At 63.4% G+C, this 13029-nt stretch carries 10 protein-coding genes; 2 read left to right on the forward strand and 8 right to left on the reverse strand.

The annotated features are described in order from the left end of the window. Positions 1-17 precede the first annotated feature (17 nt). From HY852_RS15450 to HY852_RS15470, 5 genes are all read right to left on the reverse strand, one after another. Positions 18-848: a ScpA family protein gene (locus tag HY852_RS15450; RefSeq protein WP_291605638.1), complete on the reverse strand. Its 831-nt coding sequence runs from the start codon at positions 846-848 to the stop codon at positions 18-20. Continuing rightward, the gene (gene nagZ / locus HY852_RS15455; protein WP_291605639.1) at positions 845-1873 is read right to left on the reverse strand and encodes a beta-N-acetylhexosaminidase; all 1029 of its coding nucleotides are present in this window, start codon (positions 1871-1873) and stop codon (positions 845-847) included. Before nagZ ends, HY852_RS15450 begins: the two co-directional genes overlap by 4 nt. A 52-nt stretch (positions 1874-1925) precedes the next feature. Beyond that, positions 1926-3407, reverse strand: coding sequence for an SPOR domain-containing protein (locus HY852_RS15460; RefSeq protein ID WP_291605669.1), 1482 nt, complete (start codon positions 3405-3407; stop codon positions 1926-1928). 148 nt (positions 3408-3555) lie between these two features. Next, entirely contained in the window at positions 3556-5346 is a 1791-nt protein-coding gene (argS, locus tag HY852_RS15465; protein ID WP_291605640.1) for an arginine--tRNA ligase, read from the reverse strand. A gap of 10 nt (positions 5347-5356) precedes the next feature. After that, positions 5357-6565, reverse strand: a complete 1209-nt coding sequence (locus tag HY852_RS15470) for a deoxyguanosinetriphosphate triphosphohydrolase (RefSeq protein WP_291605641.1) — start codon at positions 6563-6565, stop codon at positions 5357-5359. A gap of 108 nt (positions 6566-6673) precedes the next feature. Between HY852_RS15470 and HY852_RS15475 the strand changes: the two genes are divergently transcribed. Next, entirely contained in the window at positions 6674-7006 is a 333-nt protein-coding gene (locus tag HY852_RS15475; protein WP_291605642.1) for an iron-sulfur cluster assembly accessory protein, read from the forward strand. 10 nt (positions 7007-7016) lie between these two features. Here HY852_RS15475 and HY852_RS15480 read toward each other — a convergent pair whose 3' ends face one another. Further along, positions 7017-9320, reverse strand: a complete 2304-nt coding sequence (locus HY852_RS15480; RefSeq protein ID WP_291605643.1) for a PAS domain-containing sensor histidine kinase — start codon at positions 9318-9320, stop codon at positions 7017-7019. A 204-nt stretch (positions 9321-9524) separates the two neighbouring features. Between HY852_RS15480 and xth the strand changes: the two genes are divergently transcribed. Further along, entirely contained in the window at positions 9525-10316 is a 792-nt protein-coding gene (gene xth, locus HY852_RS15485) for an exodeoxyribonuclease III (RefSeq protein ID WP_291605644.1), read from the forward strand. Positions 10317-10331: 15 nt separating this feature from the next. Here the strand turns inward: xth and HY852_RS15490 are convergent, their stop codons facing one another. Continuing rightward, positions 10332-11159: a tetratricopeptide repeat protein gene (locus tag HY852_RS15490; protein WP_291605645.1), complete on the reverse strand. Its 828-nt coding sequence runs from the start codon at positions 11157-11159 to the stop codon at positions 10332-10334. Further along, entirely contained in the window at positions 11146-12870 is a 1725-nt protein-coding gene (gene ilvD / locus HY852_RS15495; RefSeq protein WP_291605646.1) for a dihydroxy-acid dehydratase, read from the reverse strand. The genes HY852_RS15490 and ilvD overlap by 14 nt, the downstream gene beginning before the upstream one ends. Positions 12871-13029: the final 159 nt, after the last annotated feature.

Here is a 13029-nt window from a genome sequence, read left to right on the forward strand (position 1 = left end):
GCTTCTCCTTCTGGTACTTACTGGACGTCCGGCGCGGAGACCGCGTCGGGCGCCGGCTGCGGCAACCGCTTGCGGAAATAGATCGGCGCAAACGCCTCTTTCTGGTTCAGCTCCATCTCGCCTTCCCGCACCAGCTCCAGCGCGGCCGCGAAGCTCGAGGCGAATACGGTTGCCCGTTGCGTGGGATCGACGACGTAGCGAAGCAGGTAATCGTCAAGGCAGCTCCACTGTTCGGTGTCCACCATGCCGACGATGCGCTCCAGCGATGCGCGCGCCTCTACAAGCGACCACACCGTGCGCCGGGCAAGATGGACGCTGGCCAGCACATTTTGCTGGCGCTGGACAGCATAGGCCGTCAGCAGGTCGTACAGGGTGGCCGTGTACTTGGGATGCCTGATCTCGGCGATGACCTCGGGATTGCCGCGTGGAAAGATGTCACGCCGGAACTGCGGCCTGTTCATGAGCCGGTTGGCGGCCTCGCGAATGGCTTCCAGCCGGCGCAGCCGGTTGGCGAGCGCGGTCGCCATCTCCTCCGCGCTGGGCCCTTCCGCCGTCGGCGGTTCGGGCAGGAGCAGCCGCGACTTGAGGAAAGCGAGCCAGGCGGCCATGACGAGATAGTCCGCGGCCAGCTCCAGCCGGATCTTGCGCGCCGCCTCGATAAACTGGAGGTACTGGTCCGCGAGCGCCAGGATCGAGATCTTGGCGAGATCGACCTTCTGCTGCCGCGCGAGCGCAAGCAACAGGTCGAGCGGGCCCTCATAGCCCTCAACATCGACAACCAGCGCCGGCTCGCCCTCGGCAAGCTCGGCCGGCCGCCCGGTCTCAAAGGATAGGATTTCCGCGCTCATACGCTCGCCGTGTTTGCCCGTTCGATCAATGCGTCCAATTCGACCCGGGCCGCCGTCCGGTCGAAGTCCTGCGGGGCCTTCCGCAACGAAAGCGCCCTGCGGGCGCGTTCCAGCGCCCTACCCGACAATTCGGGCGTCTGGCTGGCCACCTCGCGCATTTCCTCGATGTTGCCGTTGCAGTGCAGAACCATGTCGCAGCCAGCTGCGGTGATGGCCCGTGTGCGCTCGGCGATCGATCCAGCCAGAGCGTTCATGGAAACGTCATCACTCATCAACAAACCCTGGAACCCGATTACGCCGCGAATCACCTGCTCCACCATTGTCGCAGAAGTCGTGGCCGGATGTACGGGGTCAAAAGCGCTAAACACAACATGTGCGGTCATGGCCATCGGCAGGTCCGCCAATGGCTTGAACGCAGCGAAATCGGTCCGTTCCAGCTCATCTCGGGGGGCATCGACCACGGGAAGCCGGAAATGGGTATCTGCCGTCGCCCGGCCATGGCCGGGAATGTGCTTGAGCACGGGCAGGACGCCTCCACGCTCCAGGCCTTCGGCTACCACTCGCGCGATCGCCGCAACTTTCGCCGGCTCGTTGCCATAGGCGCGGTTGCCGATGACAGCGTCCGCTCCAGCCACCGGGACATCGGCGAGCGGGAGACAATCGACCGTGATGCCAAGCTCGGCGAGATCGGCCGCGATCAGGCGGGCGCTCAAGCTGGCTGCCTTCAGCCCCAGCGCCGGATCGATGTCGTAGAGCGACCCGAATACGGCGCCCGGCGGGTAGATCGGCCAGTGCGGTGGGCCAAGCCGTTGCACCCGGCCGCCTTCCTGATCAATCAGGACCGGCGTATCTGGTTCGCCAACAGCCTCACGCAATTCCCCAACCAGCAAAGCCACTTGAGCCGAGTTCTCGACGTTCCGTTTGAACAGGATGAAGCCCCATGGCCGCTCGGCGCGAATGAATTCGCGCTCGGCGTCGGTCAGCTTCGTTCCGGATACGCCGGTAATAAAAGCCCGTGTGCTCATCTGGGCCGATTAGCCTCACCCCGTCAGGGGGTCAAGGAAACGGCTGCGAATTCTATGGGATGAAACACTGACCGCCGGCCGCCTTCAGCTCAGTGCAGAACTGCGCAGCCTCTTGCCGCGTCCGGTATGGACCCACCATCGCGCGATACACAACCCTGTCGTTCAAATCGACCCGCCGGATCACTGGCGAACGAGATCCAAGCACGGACTGGAACTTGCCTTGCAGCACACGATAGGAATCCCTCGCCCCTGCCTCCGTCGGTTGCGAGGAAATCGATACCATGTACCCACCGGTACCTTCGCTGGCCGGGTTGGCACTCGTCGCAACTTGCGTCGGGTTGGCCGTCGCCACCCTGGTCGGGGCAGGCTCGGGCGGGGAAGCCTGCGGCGCCAGTGACATAGGAGCATTCGCGCTCGCATTGGCCTGACTCGGCGGATTGCGCGCTGGCGCGGCAGTCGTCGTCTTGGGGGTAGCGGCGGGCCTTGTCCCGGCCGAAGTTGGCGCGGGGGCTGCAGCGGCATCCATCTGATCGCCTTTGACCGAAAGCGTCCTGATCCGGCGGGGCTCGTTGTTCGATAGCGTCCCGTTGCTTGGAACCGGCCCCGCGCTCGGCGGGGGCATATTGCTGGGTGCCACGCTCGCCACTGGCGGAGGATTGGCATTCTGGTTCAGCGGCGGAAAGACTACCCTGGGTCCACCGGACCGCGCGTTGATATCGACCGGCGCCTCTTCACGCGGCACGATCTTCTCCGTGCCATCGGCTGACGCTACCCGGTCCAGCAGCTTGCCCGATCCGTCAGACGGCGCCGGCATGATCTTGGTCGGGCTGTTGTCGGCCTTGATGATCGGCGGCTCACCGCTGCGGGGCGATCCGATGTAGGTACGGTAGGCAAATGCGGCACCGGTGCCGACGACGGCAAGCGCCAGAACCGCAGCAACGGCCAGCATGCCGCCGCGACGCTTCGGAGCTTCTTCTTCGTCGACGTCTTCCGGATAATCGCTCTGATAGGCGTAAGGATCATCCTCATACGCAGGCTCGCTCTGGTATTGCTGCTCGCCCGTTTCAAGCTGGCCATACAGCGCGTCGTCATAGCGCGACGGATCGTGCTGTTGCTCGGTGTCCTCGCCTTCCGGGTAGGACGCATGTTGCTGGTAGTCCTGCTCCGGCGTTGCGGGCTGAGCGTGGCGATGCAGCGGGTGCACAGGGTGCCCGGCGGAGAACTCGACTTGCTGCGGCGGTGCGCTCGGCTGCGGCTGCGCCTGCACGTTGGCGCGCCGCATCCACGCTGGCGGGCTGGGCAGCTGCGCCTCCGGTTCTTCGTAGCTTTCAACAGGCGGCTGGTACGGTTCGGGCGCACTGTGCGGCGGCACCTTCACACTGGCCCGACTCGGGGTGCCAAACGGATCCGTCTGTCCGATCAGCCGCGCGAGCTCCGCCAAAGGGTCGCTTTCCGCCCTTGCCGACCCATGCTGATCATCGCCATGACTATAGTCATCGGCGGGAAAGGGTCTGTCTTGATATCGATCGGCCATCGTGATGATGCGTCCCTTCGGGAAAGCCACTAAGTCCTTCGACCCACACAGCTTTCATCCCATAAAGGCTTTCAAACAAGTCGCATTCGAAAGCGAGCCGGCTGGTCCCGGATTCTCCCCCCAATCCCCAAAAGCCGTTTGCCCCGAACTACCGCATCTCGTCTGGAGCATGGACCCCAAGTATGGCCAATCCTGATGCCAGAACCGAGACGACGCCCTGAACCATAGCCAGTCGCGCCTTTGTAAGCTCTCCATCATTATTCATAATGAAGCGTAAATTAGGCAAATCATTTCCCTTGTTCCAAAGGGAATGAAATTCGCTGGCAACATCATACAGGTAAAATGCGATCCGGTGCGGCTCATGAGCCGCCGCCGCCCCCTCGACAATCCGGGGGTACAGGGCGAGCCGCTTCAAGAGATCGAGTTCCGCCGAATCGGTGAGTCGCTCGATCGGCGCTTGCAGAAGAAAGGCGGCGCGAGCCTCCCCTTGCTCCGGAAGATCCGAAATCACGGCCCTCGCGTTGCGGAACACCGAGTGGCTGCGGGCGTGTCCATATTGGACGTAGAAAACGGGATTGTCCTTTGACTGCTTGATCACCTCGGAAAGGTCAAATTCCAGCACCGCATCGTTCTTGCGGTAAAGCATCATGAAGCGGACGGCATCGCGGCCGACCTCATCGACGACCTCGCGCAAGGTAACGAAGTCGCCTGCGCGCTTCGACATCTTCACCGGCTCGCCATTGCGCAACAGCTTGACCAGCTGGACGATCTTGACGTCGAGCGCCGCCTTGCCGGCGGTGACGGCCTTGATCGCCGCCTGCATGCGCTTGATGTAGCCGCCATGATCGGCGCCCCATACATCAATCATCTCATGAAAGGCGCGGTCGAACTTGTTCTTGTGATAGGCGATGTCCGACGCGAAATAGGTGTAGGAACCATCAGACTTGATTAGCGGCCTGTCGACGTCGTCGCCGTAAGCGGTGGCCCGGAACAACAGCTGCTCGCGGTCTTCCCAATCCTCGACCGGTGCGCCCTTCGGCGGTGGCAGGCGGCCTTCATAGACATCGCCCTTGGCGCGCAGGAAGTCGATGGTGTCGGCGACCCTGTTGTTTCCGCCTGCGATCAGCGACCGCTCGGAAAAGAACACGTCGTGATGGATGTTGAGCGCAGCGAGATCGCCCTTGATCTCGTCCATCATCATAGAAATCGCCTTGTTGCGTGCGATCGGCAGCCACTCAGCCTCCGCCATCGACCGCAGCCGATCGCCGTAATCTCTCGCGAGCGCCTGCCCTACCGGCTTCAAATAGTCGCCGGGATAGAGCCCTTCGGGAATCGCGCCAATATGCTCTCCCAAGGCCTCGCGATACCTGAGGAAAGCCGAGCGCGCGAGCACGTCGACCTGCGCGCCGGCATCGTTGATGTAGTACTCGCGGGTGACGTCGTGTCCGGCGAACTGCAGCAGGTTACACAGGGCATCACCGAACACGGCGCCGCGGCAATGGCCGACATGCATCGGGCCGGTCGGATTGGCGGAGACGTATTCGACATTCACCTTGCCGCCAGTGCTCGCGATGCGACCGTATCCGGCTCCCTCGCGCAGGATGGTGCGCAGAGCCTCCACCCAGGCAAAGGGCTTCAGGGTGATGTTGATGAACCCGGGTCCTGCGACGTCGACAGAAGCGATCAGATCGTCCGCTCGCAGGCGGGAGGCGATCTGCTCGGCGAGATCGCGCGGTTTCGCCTTCGCCTCCTTGGCCAGCACCATCGCCGCGTTCGTCGCCATGTCGCCATGGGTCGGATCTCGCGGCGGCTCGACCACGACGCGCGAAAAATCGACGCCCTGAGGCCAATTGGCCTCGGTCGCGAGCGCACCGCATGCGGCGCGCACACGCGCCAGCACGTCGGCAAAGAGATGCAGCGATGGGGATGTTTCGGCCATGGGCCGCCGCCTAACGCAAATCCGGGGTCGAGTCAAAAAGCCGCTGGTGTTCGGTCATCGCGAAGCGATCAGTCATTCCGGCAATGAAATTGCCGATCCGCCGCGCGCGCTCCGCCGCGCTGTCCCGCTCCGCGCCGTCCAGCCATTCCGGCGGGAGATCGCCCGGCATCGTCTGGTAGCGGGAGAACAGGTCGAACAGGACCCGTTCCGCGTCTCCCATCACCCGCATCACCCGCGGATGGCGGTACATGTGCTGGTACAGGAAGGTCTTGATCGATGCCTCCTCCTCGGCGACGCCGGAGGGAAACGCGATGAGCGCGTGGTTCTGGTTGCGCACGTCCTCGGCGGATTGCGGCTGAAGCGCCGCGATGTTCTTCTGCGCCTGGGTGAACACAGCGTTGATCAGATAGGAGATCAATTCGCGGACCAGTTCGGCGCCCCTTCGGGCGTCCTCAAGTCCGGGATAATGCCGGTCGATTTCGGCGATCATCTCGGCCGCAAGCGGCATCACCTTCAGATCGTCGATACGGAACAGGCCGGCACGCAATCCGTCGTCGATATCATGCGCGTCATAGGCGATGTCGTCGGCAATGGCCGCGACCTGCGCTTCGAGGGAAGCGAAGCTCCACAGCTCGAGATCGTACTTGCTGGTGTAGTCGGCGATACCGACGGGGACACCGCGATCGCTGTAGCCCCCAATAGGCTGGCCGCTCCGGTCGATGAGCGGCCCGTTATGCTTCACAATGCCCTCCAGCGACTCCCATGTCAGATTGAGGCCGTCAAACTCCGGATAGCGGTGCTCCAGCGCGGTGATGACGCGCAGGGTCTGCGCATTGTGGTCGAAGCCGCCATGCGCATCGAGGCAGGCGTCCAGCGCCCGCTCGCCGGCATGACCGAACGGCGGATGGCCGAGATCGTGGGCCAGCGCGAGCGTTTCGGTGAGGTCTTCGTCGAGGCCGAGTTGGCGGGCAAGGGCACGGGCGATCTGCGCGACTTCCAGCGAATGCGTCAGCCGGGTTCGGTAATGGTCGCCCTCGTGGAAGACGAAAACCTGGGTTTTGTGCTTCAGCCTGCGGAAGGCGGTGGAGTGGATGACCCGGTCACAGTCGCGGCGGAACGGGCTTCGGGTCCTGCTCGGCGGCTCCGGGAACAGCCGTCCGCGGCTGCGATCGGGGTCGCAGGCATAGGGCGCGCGAGGGGCAGCCATTCCGACCGACACGGTATAATTGGACCCTATCCATTTGATTCCGTGGATATGCGCACTTAACTATGTCGGCGGCGGGATACCAAATGAATTGGCTATGACGCCGGGACCGGAGAGAGGAACATGAGCACTGCCGCCGTGACCATCAGCGAGCGGGCCGCACGCCGGATTGGGGAAATCCTCAAGGGCGAAGGCAGCGGGGCCATGCTGCGCATCTCCGTCGAAGGCGGCGGCTGCTCGGGATTTCAGTACAAGTTCGACATCGAGCATGCCCGGACGGAAGACGACATGCTGATAACGCGCGACGATGCCGTGGTCCTGGTCGACTCCGCCTCGGCGCCGTTCCTGGCCGGATCGGAGCTCGATTTCGTCGATGACCTGATCGGCGCCTCGTTTCGGGTGAATAATCCCAACGCCACCGCGTCTTGCGGCTGTGGCACCAGCTTCTCGATCTGACGACCGGCTGTCAGGCGTCGACGACCTGCTTGTCTTTGGTGGCTCCCTCGCCAGCAGCGAGCGTCTGCGCAGGCTGGTGGGTGACGGCGCGAAGGATCGCCGTGACCAGTGCGGGCTTGCGCAACGGCTTGGCGAGGAAATCCGACATGCCCGCCTCGCGGCATACCTTGACGTCGTCGGGAAACGCGTTGGCCGTTAGCGCAATGATGGGCAGTGCGGCGAAACGCCCGCCCAGGGCACGAATTGCTTTCGTGGCGGCGATGCCGTCCATCTCCGGCATCCGCACGTCCATCAGCATGAAGTCGTAATCGCCTTCGCCGGCGGCCTCCACCGCCTGTCGTCCGTCGGTCACGACCGTACTCTCCATCGCGAATTCCGCCAGCATCTTGCCGACCACCATCCGGTTCACCGTATCGTCTTCCGCGATCAGGATCCGCAGGGGACGTCCGAGTTCGGCGATGCGCGCCTTGAGGTCGTCGGCGTCAGCGCGATCGGTTTGTGGGGCCGAAACCGCGACCTCGCTCCACGGCAGCACCAGAGTGAAGCTGAATGTCGAGCCTTCGCCCGGGCTTGAGCTGACCGCGATCGTGCCGCCCATCTGCTCGATGATGCGGTGGGAGATGGCAAGGCCAAGGCCAGTGCCGCCGAACCGCCGGCTGATCGAGGCATCCGCCTGCGTGTAACTGGAGAACAAGCCGTCGACGCGGTCGGGCTGGATCCCGATCCCGGTGTCGGACACTGTCCATTCCACGGTCGCGAACAGATCCCGCCGGGCACGGCAGGCCACCGTAATTGTCACCCCGCCCTGATCAGTGAACTTCACGGCATTGGACGCAAGATTCAAAAGCACCTGGCGTATTCTTGCGGCGTCGCCCCGCAGCGTCGGCGGCAGTTTCGGATCGATTTCGAGATTGACGGCCAGATCCTTGTTTCTGGCAGTGGTTCGGATCACCGCCCCCACAGCCTCGACAAGCGACTTGGGCGAGAATTCGATCACTTCGAATTCCATCCGGCCGGCCTCCAGCTTCGAAAGGTCCAGGACGTCGTTGAGAATGCGCTGCAGATTGTCGCCGGACTCGCGAATCGTGATCACGGCGTCGCGCTGCTCGGGATCAAGCTTGGTCTCCAACAGCATGTTGACGAGGCCCAGCACCCCGTTCATGGGGGTACGGATTTCGTGACTCATGACTGCGAGGAAATCCGACTTGGCGCGGTTTTCGGCCTCGGCCTTTTCCGCGCGCCAGCGTTCGGTCACGTCGCGGCCGAAGCCGCGATAACCGATGAACTGGCCGTCGCGGTCCTGGGCGGGTCTAGCGGTCAGCGACCACAGCCGGTCCTGTCCGCCAACAGCTACATGAAGATTTACTTCGTGCAACGGCTCGCGACGGTCCATCAGCGTGATGATGTTCGAAGCCGACGCGACATCGTTGGGGCACAGCATCTCGATCACCTCGGCAAACCGCATACCTCGCAGGAGCTGAAGCGACATTTGCGCTACTTCGGCGAAGCGCTCCGGAACCTGGACCAGGCGGCCGTCGGCATCGGTCTGCCACAGCCAGTCGCTGGCATTCTCCTGGAATTCCTTCAGCAGGAGCGAGATGATTTCGGTTTGCCGCTCGAGCTGCAGCGTCGCCTTCAGATTGTCGAGAAAGAGATTGCCCTGAGAGACGATGTTGCGCGCCATGAAAAACGCGAACAGCAGCAGGAACACCGCGGTGATGAGATATGACCCGCTGCCGCCCAGGAACAAGGCGCCCGCGGTCGCAACAGTCATGGTCCACAGATAGACCAGGCCCGCCCTCGGATAGGGTGACAACGCGAATGCCCCGCCCGAAATCATTCCGACCATCAGGCAGCCGAGAATGAGCTGGCTGGTCGGCGGAATCCGGCTGAACAACGCCAGAGGCAACGTTCCCCAGATGGCCGCCACCAGGAAAGCCTGCCACACCACCTGCCGCGTGGCGTGCGAGGATGCCTCCTCCGGCCGCCTGCCGCGTCGACGCAGGAACGAGCGCAAGGCCAGCGAAGCCGTCATGGCCAGCGATATCGCCCAGACGGACAGGAAGGCGTCCCAGCCCACGCCCCAGAACAGGATCAGGACGATACCCACATTGAGCAGATTGACGGCCATCGTAACGGGGATGAGCCGCGCCACCGCGTCGATCCGCCTGGCGCGGATGCGCCGTATTTCCCGCGTGCTGAGGTCCTCCGCTGGCGCCTTGACACCACTGCCGCCGAACCGGTGCACGAGCGTGCCGGGCCAAGTCGCGCGGGGCGTTCGCTCCAGTGTTGCGAAACTTCCAGGCCGTTGCATGCGCCAGCACCTTCTCCGAGCTGCTCTAGATGGCCCGGCACCCGCTTAGGTGGCGTTAATTTCGGCGGGGAAATGCCGAAAAACTTCAACCCATTTCTCCTTTGGATGGCGTAACTGCCTCAGGTACCTGTGTCCTTGACGGCACTGTTTGCAGTTTGTTCTAACCCCAGGTAGCGCGATGACGCGCTTCACCCCGAGGCACCGATGCGCATTGCGACTTGGAACGTCAATTCGATCCGCCAACGCCTGGAGCACCTGTTGACGTGGCTGAAGGAGTGCTCGCCTGACATCGTCTGCCTCCAGGAAACCAAATGCGTCGATGAGGCCTTCCCGCGCCTGGAGCTCGAATCGCTCGGCTACAACGTGGTCACCCACGGCCAGAAGACGTTCAACGGCGTCGCCCTGCTTTCCAAGCACCGATTCGACGAGACCAGGTCGGGGCTCGCCGGCGACCAGGAGGACGTCCATGCCCGCTTCCTTGAGGGCGTGGTAACCTTGAAGCGCGGCGTGCTGCGGATCGCTTGCCTTTACCTGCCCAACGGCAATCCGGTCGGCAGCGACAAATATCCCTACAAACTCAAATGGATGTCTCGCCTTTTTGACTACTCGAAGGAGCGCCTTAAGGCGGAGGAGCCGCTGATCCTGGCGGGGGACTTCAACGTCATTCCGGCCGCGCAGGACGTCCACAATCCGGCGGCCTGGGCCGACGACGCCCTGTTCCGGGCCGAGACCCGCGAAAGCTTCCAGTCCCTCCTCGGCCTCGGCTTGACCGACGCCTTGCGGGCAGTGACCGACGAGCCGAACCTCTACACCTTCTGGGACTATCAGGCGGGCGCCTGGCAGAAGAACCACGGCCTGCGCATCGATCACCTGCTGCTGTCGCCGCAGGCCAGCGACCGCCTCGTCAATGTCGGCATCGACAGCTATTTGCGGGCTTGGGAGAAGCCGTCCGACCACGTTCCGGTCTGGGCGGATCTTGATCTCGAGGCGACCTGACAACCGCCCCGCCGCTCAGTCGCGGCGGCCCTGCACCCAGTTCGCGAGCATCTGCAAGGCCATGGCGCGATCGTCATCGGAAGCCTTGGCAAAGGCGCGGTTGTAGCTCTCCTTGATCCAGGTCTCGTCGGAACCGGCGCTGTCACGCGCCAGCGTCAGCCACATCAGGCCGCGCGCGGCCTGGCGCGGCACGCGATCGCCGTTGAACAGCATCTGCCCGAGCAGCGCCTGGGCCTGGTGCTGGCCCTTCTGAGCGGCAAGCCCGAGCCAGCGGGCACCGTAGCGGAAATCCTCCCGCGAGGCGTCCGCCGTCTTCAGGTACATCCGCGCGAGATCGTACTGCGCGTCCGCATTGCCGAAGTAGGAGGCCGCATAGGAGAACATCTCCCGCGCCCGGTCTGGATCCGCCTTGACCTTGGAGTTCGGTATGCCGCTCAGGTAGTAGCGGCCGAGCGCCACGAAAGCGTTGGCCACGATCTGGGCCTGCGGCGCCGACGGACTGTCCTCGGCATGCGCATTGGCGATCCGGCTGAAATATTCGAAGGCACGCACGTCATCCTGGACCACGCCGTCGCCTGCGGCATACATCCGCCCCAGCTTCCACTGGGCGATGGGGTGGCCGCCTTCCGCGGCATATTGCAGTGCAGTCAAAGACGTCTGCTGCGTGCTCGCAGCAGACGGAACCGCCTTGCGAAGCGCGGCCGCTGCGCCCGGCTGAGCCGAAACCACCGGAATGGTCGCGTCCTGCTGATTGACCGGCGCGCCGTCAAACGCGAACGCCGGCGCGGCCAGCAACGAGGCCCCGAACACCAACGCAACAATGGTACGCTCAAATGTCTGCATAGCACTGTTTCTCGGCTGAACCACCGGGATGGGTCACTGCCCCGCTCACCGCCGGCCCGACCTGCTGGGCATATTTCCAGAGCACGCCCGATGTGTGGTTAGTCTCACGGGGTAGCCACTTGGTCTTGCGTTGAACGAGTTCTTCGTCACTCAATTTTACGTTAAGAGTACCGGCGACCGCGTCGATCTCTATGATGTCGCCTTCCTGCAACAGCGCGATCGGCCCGCCGACCGCCGCCTCCGGCCCGACATGGCCGATGCAGAAGCCGCGGGTCGCGCCGGAGAACCGGCCGTCGGTGATCAGGGCGATCTTGCCCCCCATCCCCTGCCCGGTCAGCGCCGCCGTGGTCTGGAGCATTTCCCGCATGCCGGGACCGCCGCGCGGCCCCTCGTAGCGGATGACGATGACTTCGCCCTCGTTGTAGGTGCGCTTCTGGACCGCCTCGAAGGCGTCCTCCTCGCGGTCGAAGCAACGGGCCGGCCCGGTAAACCTCAAGTTCGACATGCCCGCGACTTTCACGATCGCACCTTCCGGGGCGAGATTCCCCTTCAAGCCGACGACGCCGCCGGTAGTGGTGATCGGCTTATCGGCTGGCCGCACCACGTCCTGATGCGGATTCCATTTCACGCTTTTGAGATTTTCGGAGATCGTGCGGCCCGTAACAGTGAGGCAATCACCGTGCAGATAGCCGTTATCGAGCAGCGTCTTCATCAGAAGCGGTATTCCACCAGCTTCATACATGTCTTTGGCGACATAACGGCCGCCCGGCTTCAAATCCGCGACATACGGTGTTTTTTTGAAGATTTCCCCAACATCGAACAGGTCGAACTTGATGCCGGCTTCGTGCGCGATGGCCGGCAGGTGCAGCGCCGCATTGGTCGACCCCCCGGAGGCGGCGACCACAGCAGCCGCGTTTTCCAATGACTTGAGGGTGACGATATCGCGCGGCCGGATGTTGGAGGTAATCAGCTCCATGATCTGCTCGCCGGCGGTCATGCAGAAGGAATCTCGGATTTCGTAAGGCGCCGGCGCTCCTGCCGAATAGGGCAGCGCAAGCCCGATGGCCTCCGATACCGTCGCCATGGTGTTGGCGGTAAACTGGGCGCCGCATGCACCGGCAGATGGGCAGGCAACCCGCTCGATTTCGTCAAGATCGGCATCCGACATCGCGCCGACGGAGTGCTTTCCGACAGCTTCGAACATGTCCTGCACCGTTACCTGCTGGCCGCGGAAATTCCCGGGCAGGATCGAGCCGCCATAGATGAAGATCGACGGTACGTTGAGGCGCACCATCGCCATCATCATGCCGGGCAGCGACTTGTCGCAGCCGGCGAGCCCGACCAGCGCGTCATAGGAGTGGCCGCGCATGGTCAGTTCGACCGAATCGGCGATGCATTCGCGCGACGGCAGCGAGGAGCGCATGCCGTCATGGCCCATGGCGATACCGTCGGTCACCGTAATGGTGCAGAACTCGCGGGGGGTGCCGCCGGCGGAAGCAACGCCCTTCTTCACCGCCTGGGCCTGGCGCATCAGCGCTATATTGCAGGGCGCGGCTTCATTCCAGCAGCTTGCCACGCCGACCAGGGGCTGGTGGATCTGAACGGTGGTTAGACCCATGGCATAAAGATACGAGCGATGGGGCGCACGCTCAGGCCCTTCCGTCACGTGACGGCTCGGGAGCCTGCTCTTGATGTTGGTCCTGGCGTCCATCGCGAACCTGTTTCCTCGGCCCAACCCAGATCCGGGAAATTCGATCCCAAGATTGATTGGACTTGGGATCGTCCTTCGCCTTCGCGAGCGCCGCGGCCGTAGCCTTACGTACATTTTATTTCATGAGAGGGTGTGGCCAAAAAGCGGCGGTTGCGGGAA

The organism is Bradyrhizobium sp., assembly GCF_016213215.1.
Classification (GTDB): Bacteria; Pseudomonadota; Alphaproteobacteria; order Rhizobiales; family Xanthobacteraceae; genus Bradyrhizobium.

What these genes read in the sequence shown, in the direction of transcription:
- HY852_RS15480 (WP_291605643.1), bottom strand. Translation starts at nt 9,320, where the DNA reads ATGCAACGGCCTGGAAGTTTCGCAACACTGGAGCGAACGCCCCGCGCG.
- HY852_RS15460 (WP_291605669.1), bottom strand. Translation starts at nt 3,407, where the DNA reads ATGGCCGATCGATATCAAGACAGACCCTTTCCCGCCGATGACTATAGT.
- HY852_RS15475 (WP_291605642.1), top strand. Translation starts at nt 6,674, where the DNA reads ATGAGCACTGCCGCCGTGACCATCAGCGAGCGGGCCGCACGCCGGATT.
- HY852_RS15490 (WP_291605645.1), bottom strand. Translation starts at nt 11,159, where the DNA reads ATGCAGACATTTGAGCGTACCATTGTTGCGTTGGTGTTCGGGGCCTCG.
- argS (WP_291605640.1), bottom strand. Translation starts at nt 5,346, where the DNA reads ATGGCCGAAACATCCCCATCGCTGCATCTCTTTGCCGACGTGCTGGCG.
- ilvD (WP_291605646.1), bottom strand. Translation starts at nt 12,870, where the DNA reads ATGGACGCCAGGACCAACATCAAGAGCAGGCTCCCGAGCCGTCACGTG.
- HY852_RS15450 (WP_291605638.1), bottom strand. Translation starts at nt 848, where the DNA reads ATGAGCGCGGAAATCCTATCCTTTGAGACCGGGCGGCCGGCCGAGCTT.
- xth (WP_291605644.1), top strand. Translation starts at nt 9,525, where the DNA reads ATGCGCATTGCGACTTGGAACGTCAATTCGATCCGCCAACGCCTGGAG.
- nagZ (WP_291605639.1), bottom strand. Translation starts at nt 1,873, where the DNA reads ATGAGCACACGGGCTTTTATTACCGGCGTATCCGGAACGAAGCTGACC.